We start from the raw sequence: 21,821 nt of genomic DNA, 5'->3' as shown, positions 1-21,821 counted from the left end.
CCATGGCTACGACTAACCAGGCGACCAACGCCGTCGGCCGTATCACGCAGGTGCTGGGCGCCGTGGTGGACGTGCAGTTCGAGGCCGAACTGCCCGCCATTCTGAACGCCCTGCACACGCAGAACGAGGGCAAGACCCTTGTGCTCGAAGTCGCCCAGCATCTGGGTGAGAACACCGTCCGTTGCATCGCCATGGACAGCACGGACGGTCTGGTGCGTGGCGGCGCCGTCAGCGACACCGGCAGCCCCATCAACATGCCGGTCGGCCCGGCCACGCTGGGCCGCATCCTGAACGTCATCGGCGAGCCGATCGACGAGCGCGGTGCCGTCGCCTCCGAGAAGACCTACCCCATCCACCGTTCTGCGCCCGAGTTCGCCGAGCAGGCGACCGACGCGCAGATCCTGGTGACGGGCATTAAGGTCATCGACCTGCTGGCCCCGTACCTGAAGGGTGGCAAGATCGGCCTGTTCGGCGGCGCCGGCGTGGGCAAGACCGTCACCATCATGGAGCTGATCAACAACGTCGCCAAGGCGCACGGTGGTGTGTCGGTCTTCGCCGGCGTGGGCGAGCGTACCCGCGAGGGTAACGACCTGTACCATGAGATGATCGAGTCCGGCGTCATCAAGCTCGACGGCCCCGGCTCCAAGGTGGCGCTGGTGTACGGTCAGATGAACGAGCCGCCGGGGGCCCGCGCCCGCGTCGCCCTGTCCGGCCTGACCATCGCGGAATACTTCCGCGACGAGGAAGGCCAGGACGTGCTGCTGTTCATCGACAACATCTTCCGCTTCACCCAGGCGGGTGCCGAGGTGTCGGCGCTGCTGGGCCGCATCCCGTCGGCGGTGGGGTACCAGCCCACGCTGGCCACCGACATGGGCGCCCTGCAGGAACGCATCACCTCCACCAAGAAGGGCTCGATCACCTCGGTGCAGGCCGTGTACGTGCCCGCCGACGATCTGACCGACCCGGCCCCCGCCACCTCGTTCGCCCACCTGGACGCCACGACGGTGCTGAGCCGCGCCATCGCCGAACAGGCCATCTTCCCGGCCGTGGACCCGCTGGACAGCACCTCCCGTGCGCTGGATCCGCGCGTCGTGGGTGAAGAGCACTACCAGACGGCCCGTTCGGTGCAGAAGGTGCTGCAGACCTACAAGTCGTTGCAGGACATCATCGCCATCCTGGGCATGGACGAGCTGTCGGAAGAGGACAAGCTGACGGTCGCCCGCGCCCGCAAGATCCAGCGCTTCCTGTCCCAGCCCTTCCACGTGGCCGAAGTGTTCACCGGCACGCCCGGCGTGCTGGTCAGCCTGGAAGACACCATCCGCGCGTTCAAGGGCATCGTGGCCGGCCAGTACGACCACCTGCCGGAAGCGGCCTTCTACATGGTCGGCACCATCGAGGAAGCCGTCGAGAAGGCCCGCAAGATGGCCGCCGAGGCCGCCTGATCGCCTGAGTAGTACCGGGACGGAAGGGGGAATCCCTTTCCGTCCCTTATCGTAAGACGCTGAACGGAAGCCCCATCATGGCCGATAAGGTTGAATTCGAGCTGGTGTCGCCGGAGAAGCTGCTGGTTTCCCAGCCGGTCGACATGGTGGTCGTCCCGGGCACTGAAGGTTACCTGGGCGCCCTGCCGGGCCACGCCCCCCTGATCACCACGCTGAAGCCGGGCGTCATCGACATCTACCTCGATGGCATCACCACGATCAGCAACCGTATCTTCGTCGCCGGCGGTTTCGCCGAGGTGACCGAGACGCGCTGCACCGTGCTGGCGGAAGAGGCTGTCGAGGTTGCGGCCCTGGACCGCGCGGCGGTGGAACAGCAGGTGAAGGACTTGGCCGAGGACGTGGCCGACGCCGCCAACGACGTCGAGAAGCGCGCCGCGGAGGCCAAGCTGCTGGTCGCCCAGGCCAAGCTGGGAGCCCTCAGCACCGGCCCGGCCGCCCACTAAGGGCTGGCCCTGGGAAGTTGAGAGCGAATCGCAGAGGTCCGAAGGGGGCTAGGTCATCGTGCCTAGCCCCCTTCGCCCTTCGGCAGGGCCTCTAGGACGTAAGCTCAGTCCCTTGATTTAGCACAATAGTTCCCGCCTTTGGCGGGTGGGCATTTTGCCAATCGGCGGCATCGTGCTAGCTTGGCGCTGTGCCGAGCTTGGCGGGTGTTACGAATTTGTGGCATACCGGCCGGTGGGGCATCATGAAAAGCCCGCCGGCTTTCTTGTTTCCGGGCGGACCTTTTCGAATTGGGTGGGGCTCGATCGTCGCAGTGGGGGCACGGCGGCAGCATCGGGCCCGTATAATGGTCATCGGATGCCGGCACCCGGAAGCGAAGGCGCCGGCCCTGGGGCACGAAGAACGGAACGCGCATGGCAGACGTCAACGGCACGGAATCTCGGGCTACGGAAAGCCGCAACGGTCATTGGACGGTTGCCGGCCTGCCTTGGGACAAGCTGGACCGGTCCAAGGTCAACCCCGATATCCTGAAGCTCATCAAGGCCGCCGCCCTGGTGGAATACAACGGCGACAGCTACGCCGACTACCTGTGCAATGTCTTCGCCGACAACACGGAGTTCTGCCGGACGGCCCGCCAGTGGGCCGTTGAGGAAGTGCAGCATGGTGAGGCCCTAGGCGCCTGGGCTGAGCGCGTGGACCCCAGCTGGAACTTCCAGGCGGCGGTGACGCGTTTCCGCGAGGGCTACAAGATCGACATCGACGTCAGCCAGTCGGTGCGCGGTTCCCGCGCCGGTGAACTGGTGGCGCGCTGTATCGTCGAGACCGGCACCAGCAGCTATTACACCGCCCTGGCCGAGGCCACGGACGAGCCCGTGCTGAAGCAGATCTGCCGCCACATCGCGGCCGACGAATTCCGGCACTACAAGCTGTTCTACGATTACCTGGGCGATTACCTGACCCAGGAGCGCCTGGGCAAGTTCGGCCGCCTGCGCATCTCCCTCTCGCGCATCAACGAGACGGAGGATGACGAGCTGTCCTTCGCCTATCACGCCGCCAACGCCGACGAAGGTGCGCCCTATCACCGCGAGACGGCCTTCGCCAATTACGTGCGCCGGGCCTACAGCTATTACCGCCCGCACCACCTGGACCGCATGGTCGCCATGGTGTTCAAGGCCAGCGGCCTGAAGCCCCAAGGCTGGCTGCACGACGTCGCCTCGCGCTACGCTTACAAGCGCATGATGAAGAAGGCCGGCGTGCCCCCGCTGGCCGCCTGACGCCTCTTCCGCGCTGAGAACAAAAACGCCGCCCTGGGTGACCGGGGCGGCGTTTTTGTTTTGGAAGTTTCAGGCCAACGGCATGAGCCTTTCGTTCATGCCGTTGTAGGCTGCGACTGCAGCCGCCGGACCTTTTCGGGGAGCATTAGCGGACTGAAAAGGGAGGAAGCCCAGCGGGCGGACGCCCGCGTCCGGCGCCTGAGGGCAATTCAAATCAAGTGCCTGAAGGCGGCGACCACCTGCGTGTAGATTTCCCGCTTGAAGGGGACGATCAGGTCCACCGTGCGCTCCAGCGGCACCCATTGCCAGGCGTCGAACTCGGGATGGTCGGTTTCCAGGTTGATGTCGCTGTCCTGGCCGGTGTAGCGGCAGGCCAGCCATTTCTGCTTCTGGCCGCGGTACTTGCCCTTCCACGCCACGCCCACCAACTCGGGCGGCAGGTCATAGCGCAGCCACTCGGCCGTTTCCTCCAGGATCGTTGCCTGGTCGGTGCCGATCTCCTCCATCAACTCGCGCAGGCCGGCTTCCGCCGCCGTCTCGCCCTTGTCGATGCCGCCCTGGGGCATCTGCCAGGCGCCGGGGGTGTCGCGCCGCTGGCCGACGAACACCAGGCCTTGGGCGTTCAGCAGGCAGATGCCGACACAGGGGCGGTAGGGCAGGGTGCTGGGGTCGACCGGCTTCGTCATGGGGCGGGCTCTTCAGAAGGGAATCTGGCGGCAGACTACCGGGTGGGGGCGGGCCAGGCCAGCGTGGTGCCCGAGTCGCGGTGTGGAAAAACGGCTGTTCGATGCACTGAGGGGTGGCCAGCAGCAGGGTGCCGGCGGTGTGCGTAAGGATAGAACCCAAATGACGGTCAGCGGGAATGAGTCGGCGCGATTGCTGCAGTGCTTCCGACAGGAAATATGTCAGCATATATGACCTATTTTCGGAAGGATGCATCCCTGCTTAGATGCTGGGGTAAGCCGAGGGAACATCGGCGCCGGACTCTGCGGACCCCCAGGCCGCGAGGCACCGTCCCTTGTAAAGGCCACCGCCCGACCGCATCGGGTGATGGCCCGCAAGGCTAGGCAGGGGACCAGTTTCACCCGAGTGGGAGATGCGTTATGACGCTGGCCGCCGTTACCCTTGATGACAAGTACGTCCTGCGGGACGGCCGGGTCTATATGACCGGGACCCAGGCGCTGGTGCGCCTGCCCATGCTGATGCGCGACCGCGACCGCGCGGCTGGCCTGAACACCGCCGGCTTCATCTCGGGCTATCGCGGCTCCCCCCTGGGTGCCTACGACCAGGCGCTGTGGCAGGCGCGCAAGCACCTGGCCCGCCACAACATCCATTTCCAGCCGGGCGTGAATGAGGAACTGGGCGCCACCGCCGTCTGGGGCAGCCAGCAGGTCAACCTGTTCAAGGGCGCCAAGGTCGATGGCGTGTTCGGCATCTGGTACGGCAAGGGCCCCGGCGTGGACCGCTCGCTGGACGCGCTGAAGCATGCCAACTTCGCCGGCACCAGCCGCCATGGCGGCGTGCTGGCCATCGCCGGCGACGACCACGCCTCCAAATCCTCCACCCTGCCGCACCAGTCGGACCACGCCTTCATCCACGCCTTCATGCCGGTGATGAGCCCGGCCGGCGTGCAGGAGTTCCTGGACTACGGCCTGATCGGCTGGGAGATGTCGCGCTATTCCGGCTGCTGGGTGGGGTTCACCGCCCTGGCTGACACCATCGACACCTCCGCCATCGTGCGGGTGCCGGACATCACCAGCGGCGTGGTCCTGCCCGCCGATTTCGAGATGCCGCCCGGCCGGCTGAACATCCGCCTGCATGACACGCCGCTGATCCAGGAAGACCGCATGATCCAGTGGAAGCTGGACGCGGCGCGCGCCTTCGCCCGGGCCAACCGCCTGGACAAGGTCATCCTGGGCGCCGCCAAGCCGCGCCTGGGCATCGTCACCGTGGGCAAGTCCTATCTGGACGTGCGCCAGGCTTTGGATGAGCTGGGCATCACCGCCGAGATGGCGGCCGACTTGGGCATCGCCATCTTCAAGGTGGCCATGACCTGGCCGCTGGAACCCCACGGCATCCGCGACTTCGCCGAAAGCGCTGAAGAGCTGCTGGTGGTGGAGGAGAAGCGCGCCCTGATCGAGGCGCAGCTGAAGGAGCAGCTGTACAACTGGGACCGCCGCCCCCGCATCCTGGGCAAGACGGATGAGGACGGCCGGCCGCTGTTGTCGGAAAAGGCGGAACTGTCGCCCACCACCATCGCGCTCGCCCTGGCCGGCCGCATGGCCAAGCTGGGCCTGATGGTCGACCGGGTGGCGGAGCGGGTGCGGGCCTTGGAGGCGCAGCTGCGCCCCACCGCCTCGGCCAGCACCGTCGTGCGGGCACCCTTCTACTGCTCCGGCTGCCCGCACAACACCTCCACCCACCTGCCTGAGGGCAGCCGCGGCCTGGCCGGCATCGGCTGCCACTACATGGTGACGTGGATGGGCCGCAACACCGACGTCTTCAGCCAGATGGGCGGCGAGGGCGTGCACTGGATCGGCCAGGCGCCTTTCGCGGGGGAGGAGCATGTCTTCGCCAACCTGGGCGACGGCACCTATTTCCATTCCGGCATCCTGGCGGTGCGCGCCTCCGTCGCCGCCAAGGTCAACATCACTTACAAGATCCTCTACAACGACGCCGTCGCCATGACCGGCGGCCAGAAGGTGGACGGCAGCCTGTCCGTGCACCAGATCGCCCGCCAGCTGGAGGCCGAGGGCGTGGAGCGCATCGTCGTGGTCAGCGACGATCCGGAAAAGTACGGCCTGGGCCAGGGCCTGCCGGCCTTCACCACCATCGAGCACCGCGACGACCTGGACCGGGTGCAGCGCGAGATGCGCGAGATCAAGGGCGTCAGCGTCCTGATCTATGAACAAACCTGCGCCGCCGAGAAGCGCCGCCGCCGCAAGCGCGGCACCTTCCCCGACCCGGCCCGCCGCGTGGTGGTGAACGAGCTGGTGTGTGAGGGCTGCGGCGACTGCTCGGCCAAGTCCTCCTGCCTGTCCGTGGTGCCGGTGGAGACGGAGTTCGGCCGCAAGCGCCAGATCGACCAGTCCAGCTGCAACAAGGACTTCTCCTGCCTCAAGGGCTTCTGCCCCAGCTTCGTGACGGTGGAGGGCGGGTCCTTGCGCAAGCCCAAGCCGGCCGGTAGCAAAGCGGACAGCGTCGAGGCCCTGCCGGAGCCGATGCGGCGTACCCTGGACCGTCCCTGGAACATCCTGGTGACGGGCGTGGGCGGCACGGGCGTGGTCACCATCGGCGCCATCGTCGCCATGGCCGCGCACCTGGAAAGCCGGGGCTGCACCGTGCTGGACATGGCCGGCCTGGCGCAGAAGGGCGGGGCGGTCACCAGCCATTTGCGCATCGCCGAACGGCCGGAGGACATCCACGCCACCCGCATCGCCGCCGGCGGCGCCGACGTGGTACTGGGCTGCGACATCGTGGTGGCGGCCAACGCCGACGCCTTGACCAAGATGGCGAAGGGCCGTACCCACGCCATCCTGAACACCCATGAGGCCATCACCGCCGCCTTCGTCACCAACCCCGACTTCCAGATGAACGGCGGGTCCATGGTGGCGACGGTGGCCAAGGCCTGCGGTGCCGACGCCGTCAACGCCGTGGACGCCACCCGCATCGCCACCGGCCTGCTGGGCGACAGCATCGCCACCAACCTGTTCATGCTGGGCTACGCCTATCAGAAGGGCCTGGTGCCGGTCAGCGCCGAGGCGCTGGAGAAGGCGATCGAGATGAACGGGGCGGCGGTGAAGATGAACACCGACGCCTTCCGCTGGGGCCGCCGCGCCGCCCTGGACCAGGCGGCGGTCGAGAAGATCGCCACGCCCAAGGGTCCGGCGGCCGACCAGCCCCACCGCCGCCTGTCGCAGACGCTGGACGAGGCCATCGAGCGCCGCGCCGCCTTCCTGACCGACTACCAGGACGCGGCGTACGCCGACGCCTACCGCCAGCTGGTGGCCCAGGTGCGGTCGGTGGAGACGGCCAAGGTGACGGGCGCCGATCAGTTGACCGAGGCCGTGGCCCGCACGCTGTTCAAGCTGATGGCCTACAAGGACGAGTATGAGGTGGCGCGCCTCTACACCCAGACCAGCTTCGTGGACCAGGTGCGCCAGCAGTTCCAGGGCGATTACAAGCTGGTCTTCCATCTGGCGCCGCCCACCGCGTCCCACGCCGACCCGGCCACCGGCGAAATGCGCAAGCGCGCCTTCGGTCCCTGGATGCTGACGGCCTTCCGCCTGCTGGCGGCCTGCAAGGGCCTGCGCGGCACCGCGCTGGACATCTTCGGCCGCACTGCCGAGCGCCGCATGGAACGCCAGCTGATCGTCGACTTCCGCGCCACGGTGGCGGAACTGCTGGCCGGCCTGTCCGAGGACAACCATGCGCTGGCGGTGGAGATCGCGGAGCTGCCGCAGAAGATCCGCGGCTATGGCCACGTCAAGGAAAAGGCCTACGCCGAAGTGAAGGCCAAGGAAGAGGCGCTGCTGCGCGACTGGCGCACCGGCACGCCGGGCCAGTCCGCGCCCCTGGCGGCGGAGTAAGGGCGGCGGAGTAAGGATCGAGCGCAGCGACACGAGGCCGGACCCGCGACAATCCCCTGTCGCGGGCCGTTGCTTGAGGTCTATGGTTGGCGCCACTTTCGAGGACGCCTCTTTAAGGACGAACGGGATGGACAGCAACGCCAGCGTGGGCAGCACCGGTACGGACAAGGTCACCCTGGAGGATGTGCGGGCGGCGGCCCTGGCGCTGGGCGGCCAGGTCATCGACACGCCCTGTATCCCGTCGCGCACCCTGTCGCGCATCGCCGGCTGTGAAATCTGGGTGAAGTTCGAAAACCTGCAGTTCACCGCCAGCTTCAAGGAGCGTGGCGCCCTGAACCGCCTGCTCTCCCTGACGGAGGAGGAGCGCCGGCGCGGCGTCATCGCCATGTCGGCCGGCAACCATGCCCAGGGTGTCGCCTACCACGCCGGCCGCCTGGGCATCCCCGCCACCATCGTGATGCCCGAGGGCACCCCCTTCATCAAGGTGGAGCATACGGAGAACTTCGGCGCCAAGGTGGTGCTGAAAGGTGCGGTGCTGGCGGAGGCGGCGGCGGAGGCCGAGCGCCTGCAGAGGGAACATGGCTACGTCTTCGTTCACCCCTATGACGACCCGCTGGTCATCGCCGGCCAGGGCACGGTGGCGCTGGAGATGCTGAACGCCGCCCCCGACCTGGACGTGCTGCTGGTGCCCGTGGGTGGGGGCGGTCTCATCTCCGGCATGGCCATCGCCGCCAAGGCCCGCAAGCCTGACATCGAGGTTATCGGGGTGGAGGTCACGGCCTATCCGCCCATGTACCAGGCCCTGCACAACCTACCGGTCAGCGTGGGCGGCGACACCATCGCCGAAGGCATCGCCGTCAAGAACGTGGGCGCCACCACGCTGGAGATCGTCCGGCAGAAGGTTGACGACATCATCCTGGTGGAGGATTGGGAGGTGGAGCGGGCCGTGGCCCTGTTCCTGAACATCGAGAAGACGGTGTCCGAGGGGGCCGGCGCCGCCGGCCTGGCCGCCGCCCTGAAGCATCCGGAGCGCTTCGCCGGCCGCAAGGTGGGCCTGGTGCTGTCCGGCGGCAACATCGACAGCCGCGTCCTGGCCAGCGTCATCCTGCGCCAGCTGGTGCGCGAGGGCCGCATCGTCACCCTGCGCGTGGTCATCCCCGACCGGCCGGGCGCCCTGGGCCGCATCACCACCCTGATCGGCGAGGCCGGCGGCAACATCATCGAGGCCGTGCACCAGCGCCTGTTCAGCACCGCCAACGTCAAGGCCACCGACATCGACATCACGGTGGAATGCCGCTCCGCCAACCACGCCGGCCGCGTGGTCGAGGCGCTGCGCAGTAATGGTTTCCAAGTCAAAGCTTTGACTGGAGAATCGTGAACTGTAATAAATTCTCCGCGACAAAGTGCCGCACATTGGTACATACATAAGTAGCATATCGGCAAATGTTAACACGTTAACTTATTGCATATTTGCGCGTTCCGATAATACATAGGGCATACCGCAATAGATGGGTATGCGCCTATGTATAAGCCTGGGGGAGTAGTCGCTTCGGTAAACGCCGGGCGGCTTGTTTTTCTTGCGGCATTTGCCGCGTCTCTGGCGGGATGCGCCACCACTCCATCTGCGCCCAAGGCGGTTGCGCCCCCGGTGACGGCCGCGCCCGCGCCGGTCCCGGTGGCGGATGCCAAGGTGCTGAAGCGCAAGGTCGCCATCGGCCGCTTCACCAACGAGACGCGCTATGGCAAGGCGCTGCTGACCGCCGATCAGATCGATCCCTTGGGCCGGCAGACCAGCGATATGCTGAGCGCCCGCTTGGTGGAATCCGGCAAGTTCCTGATATTCGAACGCCCCGACTTGAACCTGCTGCAGAACGAGCAGCAGCTTCAGGGGAGCGTGGGCAACATCGTGGGCGTCGACGCCTTGATCGTGGGCTCCCTTACCGAATTCGGCCGCAGCACCGAGGGGGAGGCCGGCTTCCTCTCCAACACGAAGAAGCAAGTCGCCCACGCCAAGGTGGAAATTCGCTTGGTTGACGTGAAGACGGGCCATGTCTTCTTCTCCGCCTCCGGCACCGGGCAGGCCGATGTGGAAAACGGCACGGTGATGGGCTTCGGCAACCGCGCCGGCTATGACAGCACCTTGAACGACAAGGCCATCGGCGCCGCCATCTCTGATGTGCTGAGCCGCGTTGTGGGCAAGTTGGAGGAACGGCCCTGGCGCAGCGATCTGCTGAAGGTCGAAGGCACCACCGTCTATGTCAGCGGCGGCGCTCGTCAGGGCTTGAAGCCAGGTGATCGGCTGCAGGTGATGAAGGCCGGCGACAAGGTGCGCAGCGCCCAGACCGGCTTCGACATCGAGCTCCCGCCCACGGCCGTGGCCGACGTCGTTATCGACAGCACCTTTGGTGACAATGAAACCAACGAAGGCTCGGTCGCGCACGTTGTCGGTGGCGGCATTCCCGCTGGCAAGACCGCCGGCCTGTTCGTCGCCGCGCCGAAGTGAGCCCGGCTGCCATGGGGAACAACATGAAGCGCTTATTGCCGTTGGCCGGCTTGCTGGCCCTGGCCGCCTGCGCGGCCCCGGTCACCACCGTCAGGACGGTGGACAGCAGCCCGCACCTGGCGGTGCAGAACGCCTCGTCCACCGCCGTGCTGATCGTGGACGGGAAGTCCATGGGGGCGGCCTCTGCCTATGACGGCGCGAAGCAGGTCCTGACCCTGACCACCGGAACCCATCAGGTGGAAGTGCAGGACCAGGGCCAGCGCATCTACGCCGAGACCATCTATCTGGGCGACGCGATCACCAAAACCATAACGGTTCCTGGAACAGGAGGGGGACGATGAAGAAGGGCGGCATTCTCATGCTGGTCGTGGCGGGTGTGGCGCTGAGCGCTTGCGCCTCCGGGCCCAAGTACAATTGGGGTGAGTACTCGTCCGGGCTGCTGGACTATTACCAGGATCCTAAGACCGAGGCGGCCTATGTGAAGGACCTGGACACCATCATCGCGACGCCGGACCCCAAGGGCAAGAAGGTGCCGCCCGGCATCTATGCCGAGGCCGGTTACATGGCCGCGCTGAAGGGCGATACCCAAAAGGCCGTGGACCTGTTCAACCGCGAAAAGGCCGCCTGGCCGGAATCGTCGGCCTTCATGGACAAGGCCATCGCCAACGCCAAGGCTGGTGGCGCGAAGCCCCAGCAGCAACCGGCCCAGCCGCAGCAGCAGGTCTCCGCCGTTCCCGTCAGCTGACCCGACCGTGTCGCTGGAACTCCATTCCGAGGGATGTCCCCCTATGCTTAAAGTCGCTTTGCGCCGGACGGCCGTGGCCGTCCTGCTGGCGCTGACCGCGGCCTGCGCCCACAAGCCGCCGCCCAAGGACTACACCGCCTACCGTTCCGAGGACCCGCACTCCATCCTGGTCATTCCCGTGACCAACAAGAGCACGCAGGTGGATGCGCCGGACAATTTCCTGGCCACCTTGGCCGTGCCCTTGGCGGAGCGCGGCTACTACGTGTTCCCCGTCAACATGGTGAAGCGCACCATGGAGGACGACGGCCTGGGTGATGCCGACATGGTGCGCGCGGCCGATCCCCGCCGCCTGGCCAATCTGTTTGGTGCCGATGCCGTGTTGTACGCGGAAATCGAAAACTGGGACGCCAGCTACATCGTCGTCTCCGCGTCCACCACGGTGCGTGTCCACTACACGCTGAAGAGTGGCAAGACGGGGGAGACGTTATGGGATCAGACCACGACTGCCGCCTACAGCCAGGGCGCTGGTGGCATCGACCCCATCAGTCTGCTGGTGGGCGCGGTCAAGGCGGCCGTTGAGCGGGCACACCCCAGCTACATTCGGGTGGCTAATTTCGCCAATGCCCAGGCGGTCAACACCCCGGATCAGGGCCTGCTGCCCGGACCCTACGACAAGGGCTACAAGAAGAACTGATCCTCCGGGATCGGGCATACGCGAAGGGCGGCCGGAACCCGGCTGCCCTTTTCGTATTGTGTGCCTTGGATGGATGTCACCCCCGCTGCCGCGTGATCTCGATGCCGGCCGAGGCGGCGTCGGGGAAGACGTCCAGCTTTTCCACCCGCACCGTGACGCTGTGAACCCGGCCATCGGCCAGCAGGCGCTGGGCCACCGTCTCGGCGAAGGTTTCCACCAGGTGCAGATGGCCCTGGGCCGCCAGCTCGCGGACGATGGTGACGCCGTCCTCGTACGACACCACGTCGGCGATGTCGTCGCGCCGTAACCCCAACCGGTCCAGCACCATCATGTCCAGGTTCACGCGCAGGCGCTGGGCCTTCTGCTTCTCATGCTCATAGATGCCGATGACGGCCATCACCACCAGGTCGCGCACGAAGATGCGGGCCAGGGAGGAGCTCGCCACCGGCGGGTTGGCAACGGCGGGGGACCGGACCTGGGCGGGCGCGGCCTTCGCGGCCGTGCCCGTCACTTGGGCGAAGAGCTTATTCATAGGGCTCCTCTACCACCCTGGCCGGGTGGCGGGAAGGGCCGCTCAGTGCATCTCGGCGATGACGCGCTGGCGCAGCATGTCGATGGGGGCCAGCTGGCCGCCTTCGACATAGTGCCAGAAGGTCCAGCCGTTGCAGGCCGGCAGGCCCTGCATGGCGGCACCCACCTTGTGGATGGAGCCGTTGTGCTCACCCAGGTGGTTGGCGCCCACCAGGGTGCCGTCGGCCTTGATGCGGGCGCTGTGGCGGCGGCGGGTGTCGTACAGGGTGGTGCCGGGCTGCAGCAGGCCGCGCTCCACCAGCCAGCCGAAGGGTACCCGCGGCTGGGCGCGCTTGGACGGCGGCTCCAACAGCTCGGCCTCGGCCGCGGGCTCCACCGCCGCGATGCGCGACAGGGCGACCTCGGCGTAGGTCTTCTCCCGCTCGATGCCGATCCAGTTGCGGCGCAGGCGCTTGGCCACGGCACCGGTGGTGCCGGTGCCGAAGAACGGATCCAGCACAGTGTCGCCCACGCGGGTGGAGCTGGACAGCACCCGGTACAGCAGGGCCTCCGGCTTCTGGGTGGGGTGGGCCTTGTTGCCGTCGGCGTCGCGCAGCCGCTCCGACCCCGTGCACAGGGGGAACAGCCAGTCGCTGCGCATCTGCAGCTCCTCATTCAGGTTCTTCATCGCCTCATAGGCGAAGAAGTACTTGGCGTCCTGCGACTTGGCCGCCCAGATCATGGTCTCGTGGGCGTTGGTAAAGCGCTTGCCCCGGAAGTTGGGCATGGGGTTGGTCTTGCGCCAGATGATGTCGTTCAGGATCCAGTAGCCCAAATCCTGCAGGATGGCGCCCACGCGGAAGATGTTGTGGTAGCTGCCGATGACCCACAGGGTGCCGTCGTCCTTCAGGGCGTGGCGGGCGGCGGCCAGCCAGTCGCGGGTGAAGCGGTCGTAGGTCGCGAAGTCGGCGAAGCGGTCCCACTCCTCATCCACCCCGTCGACGCGGGTGTGGTTGGGGCGCATCAGGTCGCCCGACAGCTGGAGGTTATAGGGGGGGTCGGCGAACACCATGTCGACCGATCCGGCCGGCAGACCCTGCATCAGGGAAACGCAGTCGCCCACAAGTATCCGGTTGGCGGGCGCTGCCTCCCGCATCTTGGACTTGGTCTTGGAGTCAGTACGGATTTCCGGGGTCTTCAACATGGGGAGTATTCGCCGAATCGGGGGTTGATTTTTGCCGACAATGAGTCGGCCCCGAGTCGCCGTCAATGTAATTTTTTAGGCAAGAGTCAGTAGAGTCAAAGGTTTAGAGCCAACTGTTCTGAGATTGGAGCAAATGTACGGCGGTGAGCGGGCGTGACCCCCAATATCTTGATTGCGTCACGATGTTCGGCCGTGCCGTAACCGGCGTTGCGTTCCCACCCATAACCGGGGTGCGACAGGGCTAGATCCGCCATCAGACGGTCGCGGGTGACCTTGGCGATGATCGACGCGGCGGCGATGGACAGGCTCAGCGCGTCGCCGCTGACCAGGGTGGTGATGCGGGGGCAGGGCAGGCCCGGTGGACGCTGGTTGCCGTCCACCAGGGCCGTCAGGGGGGCGGGGCCGCCATCGGCCACCAGGGCCTCCACCGCCCGCCGCATGGCCAGGAAGGTCGCCTGCAGGATGTTGACGGTGTCGATCTCCTCCACGCTGCTGACGCCCACGCCCACGCGGGCGTTGGCCCGGATGGCGTCGAACAGGGTGTCGCGGGCGGCGGCCGTCAGCTTCTTGCTGTCGTTGATGCCGGCGCACCAGGGCGGGGCTTCCGTGCTGCCGGGGGAACAGATGGGCAGGATGACGGCGGCGGCGACCACCGGGCCGGCCAGGGGGCCGCGCCCCGCCTCGTCCACGCCGCAGACCAGACTGTCATGGGCGTGGCCGGCATCCAGCTCCGGCCGCAGGGTGGGCGGTCCCAACTGTATGATAATTTCGGAGGTGGGCTTGCGGGGGCGGGGCATCGTTCACAGCTTAAGCACGGGCGTGGCCGCCATGATGGCCGACCGCACCCCTCGCGGGCAAGCTTTGGACCTCCGGGAATAGGGAGAGGTTGAGGCAGATCATTTTGCCACCGACGCATCGGGCGCAGCATGCGTCCGTCCCACCATCGTCCCGCCAGGTCCGTCCCCATGCGCCCCGATCTCGTCGCCAAGTACCGCAACCAGCGCGTCCCCCGGTACACTAGCTATCCGCCCTCACCGCAGTTCAGCGCGGCGGTTACGGCCGACGACTACCGCCGCTGGTTGGGGCAGCTGACGGCGGCCGACACCCTGTCGCTCTACCTGCACGTCCCCTTCTGCCGCAGCATGTGCTGGTACTGCGGCTGTCACACCACGGTCGTCAACCACGAGGCGCCCATCCGCCGCTACCAGGCGGCGCTGGAGGCGGAGATCGACGCCGTGGCCGGCGCGCTGGTCCGCGACTCTACGCTGTCTGGGGGGGGCGGCTTGCCCCCCGTCACCCACATCCACTTTGGGGGCGGCACGCCCACCCTGCTGCCCCCCGACGCCTTCCAGTCGCTCATGGACCGGTTGGCCCAGCGCTTCGGCCGGCCGGCGGCCACGGCGGAGATCGCGGTGGAGATCGACCCCCGCACCCTGACCCCCGCCATGGCGGCGGCCCTGGGGCAGGGCGGCGTCACCCGGGCCAGCCTGGGCGTGCAAAGCTTTGACGACCGGGTGCAGCGGGCCATCAACCGCATCCAACCCTACGCCGCCACGGCGGAGGCGGTGGCCCGCCTGCGCCAGGCCGGCATCGGCGGGATCAACCTGGACCTGATCTATGGCCTGCCCCACCAGACGGTGGATAGCTGTGTCCAATCCGTGGCCCAGGCCCTGGAGCTGGCGCCGGACCGGCTGAGCGTCTTCGGCTACGCCCACATGCCGTCACTGAAGGCCCACCAAGGCCGCATCGAGACGGCCGCCCTGCCCGGCGCCACCCAGCGGACCGAGCAGGCGGCCGCCATGGCCGAGACGCTGGAGGCTGCGGGCTATGTCGCCATCGGCCTGGACCACTACGCCCGCAAGGACGACGTGATGGCCACGGCCTACGCTGCCGGCCGGCTGAAACGCAATTTCCAAGGCTATACCGTCGACACGGCCACGGCGCTGCTGGGCTTCGGCGCCTCTGCCATCGGGCGCACGCGCGGGGGATATATCCAGAACAAGGTGGAAGTGCCTGCCTACCTTAAGGCGTGGGAAGCCCATGAGGCGGGTGACGGCACGGGGTGGGCGGTGGCCAAGGGCTTGGCCCTTAGCGATGACGACAGACTGCGCGCCGACATCATCGAACAGTTGATGTGCCGCTTTTCGGTGGACTTAAGCGATACGTGCCGCCGCCACGGTGGTTCTTTGGAAGAGATCCTGACCCCAGCGACCCGCCGCGCCTTGGCCGCGCTTGCCGACGATGATATGATAATCTGTGATAAAACTAGGGTCGAGGTGAGGGAGGAGGCTCGACCCCTGGTCCGCAGCGTCGCGGTTCTGTTCGATGCTTACTTCGATCCGGAATCGGGACGGCACAGCTATGCCGTGTAGATTTTTTTCAGAATTTTTCAAGATGGGGCGGATCGCCGCGTCCGCGAAACCCATGGTGTTCCCGGCCCGCTTTCACAATGTGCCTTAGAAGACTGAAAAGAAACAGTCCCACAGGTTAACGGAGGAGAGTCCCCAAGCCCCTGCTGCAATGCAGCAAAATGGCGATCGTGCCCCGCGAAAGTTGCATGAAATTACGAAGCCCGGGTGGTTTAAGACAGGCAGTGACCGAGAGAGTCATTTCCTGCATACCTGCCGCTTGCGTGCGTCTTAGAAATCGGGCATACGAAAACGCAACAAGGCTCGACTGTGAAGGTCGACAACGATCGCAAGCGGTGTTCAGGTCCGTGAAAAGCGGGCCGTGGTGCTTGGGGCTGGTGTTTATCAGGTTATGAAATAACCGGATGTGCGCCACGGGTGCCGGATACTGCTTCGCAAATGAATTGGAGGCAGATGTGGGAAGGTCGGTGTTGGTCGACCCCAGGATTGCGTTTCGATGTCCAGGCGGACCCCAGGTCCCGGGCATCGTGGATTCTCCCCGTTCTGCCTCCCGTGAATCACTTCCGCTCGGATACGCCGCGGCGTTTTCCGATGCGGTGTCTTCCTTCGTGATGTGACCGCAGGAAAATGCCTTACACCGCAAAACAATCGTCAAGCAGCCGGTTGATCGGGCTGGTCGCCACAGTCCTCATCCAGGCCGGCATCGTCTACGCTCTCGTCACCGGCCTTGCGAGCAAGGTCGTCGAGGTGGTCAAGGGTCCTGTGGAGACCAAGATCATCGAAGAGATCAAGGACGAGACCCCGCCGCCGCCGCCGCCGCCGCCGCCGCCGCCGCAGACCGTCCAGCCGCCGCCGTTCGTGCCGCCGGTCGAGGTCAACATCGAGACCCCGCCGCCGCCGGTGGTGGCCTCGGTCTCGACGAACAAGCCGCCGGTGGTCGTGCCGCCGACGGCTCCGGTCGCGCCCACCGCCCCGCCTGCTCCGGCCTCGGTGCCGGTCAAGGTCGATCCGAACAGCTTCAGCCGCTACCAGCCGGAATACCCGTCCGCGTCCTCGCGTCTGGGTGAAGAAGGCCGTGTCGTGTTCGTTGTCTATTGCGACAGCAGCGGCAAGGTCACCGACGCCAAGATCGTGGAGTCCAGCACGCATGACCGCCTGGACGAGGCGGTGATCAAGCAGGCCCAGCGCGGTGTGTGGAAGTGCACGGCTGAGCAGCAGGAAGGCAAGGCCGTGGGAACCTGGTCCTCGACCAAGATCGCCTACCGCTTCCAGCTCAAGGACGCGCGTTAACAGTTCAAGAAAACCGGGGCCTCTTAGACGCGGATGCGCAAGGGTTCCTCATCCCCTCAACCCAAATGTGTTGGAATTGTCATGAGCATTAGGGAGCGTTTCAAGCTGACCGCCGGTTCCATGGTGCGTTTCGCCATGGTGGCCCTGGTCGTCGGTACCTTCACCTCGGTCGCGGTCGCCCAGACCACGACCCCGTCCACCGACAGCTCGGCCCCGGCCGCCGCCACTCCGGCTCCGGCTGCTGATCAGGCCGCTCCGGCCGCCGCGCCCGCCGCCGACACCGGTGCCAGCGACGTCGCCGCCCCGCCGGCCGCCACCACGACCGTCGAGAACCCCTACGGCCTCAACGCCCTGTGGAACGGTGGTGACTTCGTTTCCCGCGGCGTGCTGATGATCATGGTCATCATGATGACCGGCACCTGGTACATCATCGTCACCAAGCTGATCGAGCAGACCCTGCTGCTGCGCTCCGCCGCCCAGGCCGACAAGTCCTTCTGGACCGCCCCGTCCCTGGCGGATGGCGCTGCCAAGCTGAGCAAGAACAGCGTGTTCCGCATGCTGGTCGAAGACGGCCTGCGCGCCACCGAGCACCACGAAGGCACGCTGGTCGACCAGATCGACCTGCACACCTGGGTGACCATGCAGCTGCAGCGTTCGGTCGACAGCATCAGCAACCGCATGAAGGGCGGCCTGGCCTTCCTCGCCACCGTCGGCTCGACCGGTCCGTTCGTCGGTCTGTTCGGTACGGTGTGGGGCATCTATCACGCCCTGACCAACATCGGCATCGCCGGTCAGGCCTCGATCGACAAGGTCGCCGGCCCCGTCGGTGAAGCCCTGATCATGACCGCCATCGGTCTGGCCGTCGCCGTGCCCGCCGTGCTGGGTTACAACTGGCTGCTGAGCCGCAACAAGACCGCCATGGACCGCGTCCGCAACTTCTCCGCCGACCTGCACGCCCTGCTGGTCAGCGGTGGCCGCCTCGGCGCCGGCAAGTCCGCTCGGAGCGCGTAAACATGGGGATGAACGTCGGTTCTGCCGGCGATGGTGATGATGATGGCGAGGTCGTATCGGCGATCAATACGACCCCCCTCGTCGACATCATGCTGGTGTTGCTGATCATCTTCCTGATCACGGTTCCCGTCGTCACCCACACGGTGCCGGTGGATCTGCCGAAGGAACGTAATCAGCCTACCAAGACGAAGCCGGAAAACATCGTCATCGCGGTAAACCGGGACGGCGACATCTTCTGGAACGAAACCAAGATTCCGGACTACACGACCCTGCTTGACAAGCTCAAGGTGCGCGCCGTGGAACAGCCCCAGCCGGAAGTTCACATCCGTGGCGACAAGAACGCGCGCTACGAATATGTGGGCCGGGTGGTGGTTGCGGCCCAGCGGGCCGGCATCGTGAAGATCGGTTTCATCACCGAGCCGCCGGCGGGCGCGATCCCGGTCGCGCACTGACGGTTCCGCCGAAGGAGTTTAAGCCATGGGTATGAACGTTGGCGGAGGTGGTGAAGACGAAGCCATGATGGACATCAACACCACGCCGCTTATCGACGTGATGTTGGTGCTGATCATCATGCTGATCATCACCATTCCGATCCAAACCCATGCGGTGAAGTTGGACATGCCGTCGGCGACCCCGCCGCAGACCAACACAACGCCGCCTGAGGTGATCAACATCATGGTGGATTTCGACAACACGATTCAGTGGAACGGAACCACCGTTGATCGCCAGAACCTTGAGCTGCGTCTGAAGGACGCCGCGCTCAAGAACCCGCAGCCCGAGGTTCATCTTTGGCCGAACAAGCTGGCCAAATATAACACCGTGGCGATGGTCATGGCCTCGGCCCAGCGCCTGGGCGTGACCAAGCTGGGTCTGGTGGGTGCGGAACAGTTCATGGACTAAGTCCGTGTATGCGGCGGCCTCGTTACCCGAGCTGGTCTTGGGATGCGGGGCCGCCGTAACCGTTTTCGGGGGCTCGTGATCTTTTGGGGGCGCGGGCCCTTTTCGGGATGCTTGTCCCTATTTCACCCCAATTGCCGATTTAGATTTCCCGATATGAGGGGCCGCTCGTCGGTCCAGCCCTTCAACAAAGCAGGTAGAGTCCTCGGAATGATCGCCACGCACTTCCTTCGTGCCGCACTGCTCGCCTCGGCGCTCACCATGGGCGGCGCCGTTGTCATCAGCGCCCCCACGCCGGCCCACGCCGCCGACGCCGCCAAGAAGTTCAGCCCGGAAGTCGGCAAGCCGCTGCAGGCCGCCCAAGAGGCGCTGAAGGCGAAGAAGTACAAGGAAGCGCTGGATAAGCTCGAGGAAGCCGACAAGGCCAGCAAGAAGTCGGCGTACGAGACCTACACGATCGAGACCTTGCGCGCCTCCGCCTACAGCGGCGCTGGCGACATGGCGAACTTCGCCAAGTCCCTGGAAGCGACGCTGGCCACTGGCCAGGTGCCGGACGCCGACAAGGTCAATCGTGACAAGCTGATCGCCGAAGCCTACTTCAGCGTGAAGAACTACGCCAAGTTCTCCGCCGCCTCCGACCGCTACTACAAGGACGGCGGTACTGATAACCGCCTGAAGGAACTGGCCATCCAGATTTACCTGGACCAGAAGGACTACGCCAACGCCTCCAAGGCCGCGCGCGCCATGATCCAGGCCCAGGGCGGCAAGCCGTCCAAGACGCTGCTGCAGACCGTCGCCAGCGCTGAATACAATATGGACCACAAGGCCGCCTTCCTCGACGCGATGGAGCGGATCCTGGTGAACTACCCGGATCAGGAAAGCTGGGAGAGCGTGATCCGCGGCGTGCAGAAGCTGCCCGGCTTCAACTCCAACCGCCTGCAGATCGACGTGCTGCGCCTGCAGATCGGCGCCGGCCTGGTGAAGGATCCGGGCCCGTACCTGGAATTCGCCCAGCTGGCCATGAGCGACGGCCTGGGCACCGAGGCCAAGGCCGTCATGGACAAGGGCTTCAAGGCCGGCATTTTGGGCAAGGCCCAGGGCGACCGCGAGAAGCGCCTGGCCGACATGGCCGGCAAGCAGGTGGATGACGATCAGCGCAAGTTGCCGGACGACGAGAAGGAAGCGGCCGCCCAGCCGGACGGCAAGCAGCTGGTCAAGGTCGGCACGCAGTATCTGGCCCTGGGCAACGCCGCCAAGGCCATCGAGGTCATCCAGGCTGGTATCAAGAAGGACCAGCTGAAGTATCCGGAAGAGGCGAAGCTGCGTCTGGTCCAGGCCTACCTGGCCGCCGGCCAGAAGCCCAAGGCCGTGGAGACCACGAAGAGCATCAAGGGCACCGACGGCACCGCCGACATCGCCCGCCTGTACCTGATCCAGGCTGGCATCAGCCCGTTCTGATCCTCCTGAACCCGGCGCGTGGCGCCGGGTCCTGGAAATGCGAAGGCCGGTCCCTGGCGGGGCCGGCCTTTGTCATTTGCGCCCTCAGAACAGCGCCAGCTGGTCCCCCGCTTGGGGCGGGGGCTGGAACAGGTCGCACCGCATGCTCCAGCGCCGCTGGTCCAGGCCCAGGCGCTTGACCGCCAGCTTGTAGCGAGCGGTCAGCAACTGGGCGTAGACGCCGGTACCCCGCATGCGGGTGCCGAATTCGGCGTGGTTGCGGCCGCCGTCCCGGCACTGGCGGATCAGGCTCAGCACATGGTCGGCCCGGTCGGGCACATGCAGGCGCAGCCATTCCTCCATCAGGTCGCCCAGTTCCCGCGGCAGGCGCAGCAGGATGTAATGGCCCTGGGTGGCCCCCGCCTCCTTCGCGGCGGCCAGGATGCCCTCCAGCTCCGCGTCGTTCAGGGCCGGAATCATGGGGGAGGCCAGGACGCTGACGGGCACGCCCGCCTGCGACAGCTGGCGCACGGCATCCAGGCGCCGCTGCGGCGTGCCGGCCCGCGGCTCCAGCTTGCGGGCCAGGTCACGGTCCAGGGTGGTGATGGAGATGGAGACACGCGCCAGCCCATCGGCCGCCATGGGCGCCAGGATGTCCAGGTCGCGCAGCACCAGGGGCGACTTGGTGATGATGCCCACCGGATGGCGGAAATCGCGCAGCACCTCCAGCACACCACGGGTGATGCGCTCCGTCCGCTCGATGGGCTGGTAGGCGTCGGTGTTGGCGCCCAGGGCGATAGGCTGGGGGGTGTAGCCCTTGGCCCGCAGCTCCTTGGCCAGCAGCGCCGGAGCGTCGCGCTTGGCGTAGAGGATGGTCTCGAAGTCCAGGCCCGGCGAATGGCCCAGATAGGCGTGGCTGGGCCGGGCGAAGCAATAGACGCAGCCATGCTCACACCCCCGGTAGGGGTTGATGGAGCGGTCGAAATTCACGTCCGGGCTGTCGTTGTAGCTGATGACGCTGCGCGAGGTGTCCAAGCGCACTTGCGTGGCGGCGGCCACCTCAAGGTCCGCCTCCTCGTCCCAACCGTCATGGCCCGCCCGGGCCCAGCCGTCGTCGGTGCGCATGCGGGCATGGGCCTCGAACCGGCCCACGCGATTGGAGACGGTGCCCCGGCCCTTCAGCGGGCGGTCATCCAGGATGTCGACCATGGCGTCCTCCGTTACCCGGAGGGCAGCCTACGCTCGGAAAAATAAGAACACAACATGAACATTTGGGTTGCCAACCCTCCTACCATCCCTTCTGGCAGTCAGCAAAAAGGCCGCCCCGGGAACCCCACAGGGCGGCCTCGTTGCGA

General features: G+C 66.2%; 20 protein-coding genes. 15 read left to right on the top strand and 5 right to left on the bottom strand.

Going from position 1 to position 21,821, the window contains the following annotated elements:
• The first annotated feature begins 2 nt into the window (after positions 1 to 2).
• The 3 genes from atpD (at position 3) to Y958_RS11185 (ending at position 3,217) form a co-directional block, all read left to right on the top strand.
• Positions 3 to 1,442, top strand: a complete 1,440-nt coding sequence (gene atpD / locus Y958_RS11195; protein ID WP_088872038.1) for a F0F1 ATP synthase subunit beta — start codon at positions 3 to 5, stop codon at positions 1,440 to 1,442.
• A 77-nt stretch (positions 1,443 to 1,519) separates the two neighbouring features.
• Positions 1,520 to 1,945: a F0F1 ATP synthase subunit epsilon gene (locus Y958_RS11190; protein WP_088872037.1), complete on the top strand. Its 426-nt coding sequence runs from the start codon at positions 1,520 to 1,522 to the stop codon at positions 1,943 to 1,945.
• A 411-nt stretch (positions 1,946 to 2,356) separates the two neighbouring features.
• Complete coding sequence (locus Y958_RS11185; RefSeq protein WP_244909267.1) at positions 2,357 to 3,217, top strand: acyl-ACP desaturase; 861 nt, start codon at positions 2,357 to 2,359, stop codon at positions 3,215 to 3,217.
• A 209-nt stretch (positions 3,218 to 3,426) separates the two neighbouring features.
• On the opposite strand, the gene Y958_RS11180 is transcribed toward Y958_RS11185, so the two are convergent.
• Positions 3,427 to 3,903 (bottom strand): RNA pyrophosphohydrolase, encoded by a 477-nt coding sequence (locus Y958_RS11180; RefSeq protein WP_088872036.1) that lies wholly within the window; start codon positions 3,901 to 3,903, stop codon positions 3,427 to 3,429.
• A gap of 417 nt (positions 3,904 to 4,320) precedes the next feature.
• On the opposite strand from Y958_RS11180, the gene Y958_RS11175 reads away from it, so the two are divergent.
• From Y958_RS11175 to Y958_RS11150, 6 genes are all read left to right on the top strand, one after another.
• The gene (locus tag Y958_RS11175) at positions 4,321 to 7,806 is read left to right on the top strand and encodes an indolepyruvate ferredoxin oxidoreductase family protein (RefSeq protein WP_088872035.1); all 3,486 of its coding nucleotides are present in this window, start codon (positions 4,321 to 4,323) and stop codon (positions 7,804 to 7,806) included.
• A 127-nt stretch (positions 7,807 to 7,933) separates the two neighbouring features.
• Positions 7,934 to 9,184, top strand: coding sequence for a threonine ammonia-lyase (locus Y958_RS11170; protein ID WP_004271504.1), 1,251 nt, complete (start codon positions 7,934 to 7,936; stop codon positions 9,182 to 9,184).
• A 270-nt stretch (positions 9,185 to 9,454) separates the two neighbouring features.
• On the top strand, positions 9,455 to 10,309 hold the full coding sequence (locus Y958_RS11165; RefSeq protein ID WP_088872034.1) for a CsgG/HfaB family protein: 855 nt from the start codon (positions 9,455 to 9,457) through the stop codon (positions 10,307 to 10,309).
• A 23-nt stretch (positions 10,310 to 10,332) separates the two neighbouring features.
• Positions 10,333 to 10,650, top strand: a complete 318-nt coding sequence (locus Y958_RS11160; RefSeq protein ID WP_040842830.1) for a hypothetical protein — start codon at positions 10,333 to 10,335, stop codon at positions 10,648 to 10,650.
• Positions 10,647 to 11,054 (top strand): DUF4810 domain-containing protein, encoded by a 408-nt coding sequence (locus Y958_RS11155; protein ID WP_040842817.1) that lies wholly within the window; start codon positions 10,647 to 10,649, stop codon positions 11,052 to 11,054. Before Y958_RS11160 ends, Y958_RS11155 begins: the two co-directional genes overlap by 4 nt.
• Before the next feature lie 43 nt (positions 11,055 to 11,097).
• Positions 11,098 to 11,748 carry a DUF799 domain-containing protein gene (locus tag Y958_RS11150; protein WP_088872033.1) on the top strand — a complete coding sequence of 217 codons (651 nt, stop codon included), beginning with the start codon at positions 11,098 to 11,100 and terminating at the stop codon, positions 11,746 to 11,748.
• A gap of 76 nt (positions 11,749 to 11,824) precedes the next feature.
• Here the strand turns inward: Y958_RS11150 and folB are convergent, their stop codons facing one another.
• The 3 genes from folB to Y958_RS11135 form a co-directional block, all read right to left on the bottom strand.
• Positions 11,825 to 12,280, bottom strand: coding sequence for a dihydroneopterin aldolase (folB, locus tag Y958_RS11145; RefSeq protein WP_088872032.1), 456 nt, complete (start codon positions 12,278 to 12,280; stop codon positions 11,825 to 11,827).
• A 42-nt stretch (positions 12,281 to 12,322) separates the two neighbouring features.
• Entirely contained in the window at positions 12,323 to 13,414 is a 1,092-nt protein-coding gene (locus Y958_RS11140; protein ID WP_088872600.1) for a site-specific DNA-methyltransferase, read from the bottom strand.
• Positions 13,415 to 13,557: 143 nt separating this feature from the next.
• Positions 13,558 to 14,223, bottom strand: coding sequence for a ribonuclease HII (locus Y958_RS11135; RefSeq protein ID WP_425600676.1), 666 nt, complete (start codon positions 14,221 to 14,223; stop codon positions 13,558 to 13,560).
• Between the two features lie 204 nt (positions 14,224 to 14,427).
• Here Y958_RS11135 and hemN point away from each other — a divergent pair, with 204 nt between their 5' ends.
• The 6 genes from hemN to Y958_RS11105 all read left to right on the top strand — a co-directional run bounded on the left by hemN (position 14,428) and on the right by Y958_RS11105 (position 20,487).
• Positions 14,428 to 15,834, top strand: a complete 1,407-nt coding sequence (gene hemN, locus Y958_RS11130; protein ID WP_088872030.1) for an oxygen-independent coproporphyrinogen III oxidase — start codon at positions 14,428 to 14,430, stop codon at positions 15,832 to 15,834.
• A 624-nt stretch (positions 15,835 to 16,458) separates the two neighbouring features.
• Entirely contained in the window at positions 16,459 to 17,121 is a 663-nt protein-coding gene (locus Y958_RS11125) for an energy transducer TonB (RefSeq protein WP_145727863.1), read from the top strand.
• Between the two features lie 81 nt (positions 17,122 to 17,202).
• The gene (locus Y958_RS11120; RefSeq protein WP_244909266.1) at positions 17,203 to 18,132 is read left to right on the top strand and encodes a MotA/TolQ/ExbB proton channel family protein; all 930 of its coding nucleotides are present in this window, start codon (positions 17,203 to 17,205) and stop codon (positions 18,130 to 18,132) included.
• Between the two features lie 2 nt (positions 18,133 to 18,134).
• Positions 18,135 to 18,584, top strand: a complete 450-nt coding sequence (locus Y958_RS11115; RefSeq protein WP_088872028.1) for an ExbD/TolR family protein — start codon at positions 18,135 to 18,137, stop codon at positions 18,582 to 18,584.
• A gap of 25 nt (positions 18,585 to 18,609) precedes the next feature.
• On the top strand, positions 18,610 to 19,032 hold the full coding sequence (locus Y958_RS11110; RefSeq protein ID WP_088872027.1) for an ExbD/TolR family protein: 423 nt from the start codon (positions 18,610 to 18,612) through the stop codon (positions 19,030 to 19,032).
• A 207-nt stretch (positions 19,033 to 19,239) separates the two neighbouring features.
• Positions 19,240 to 20,487, top strand: coding sequence for a hypothetical protein (locus Y958_RS11105; protein ID WP_088872026.1), 1,248 nt, complete (start codon positions 19,240 to 19,242; stop codon positions 20,485 to 20,487).
• Between the two features lie 84 nt (positions 20,488 to 20,571).
• Here Y958_RS11105 and Y958_RS11100 read toward each other — a convergent pair whose 3' ends face one another.
• Entirely contained in the window at positions 20,572 to 21,675 is a 1,104-nt protein-coding gene (locus Y958_RS11100; protein ID WP_088872025.1) for a PA0069 family radical SAM protein, read from the bottom strand.
• Positions 21,676 to 21,821 lie beyond the last annotated feature (146 nt).

This window comes from Nitrospirillum viridazoti CBAmc (genome assembly GCF_000730165.1).
Lineage (GTDB): Bacteria > Pseudomonadota > Alphaproteobacteria > Azospirillales > Azospirillaceae > Nitrospirillum > Nitrospirillum viridazoti.
The sequence above is the reverse complement of the archived record's forward strand: the minus strand, read 5'-3'. Positions and strand labels throughout refer to the sequence as shown.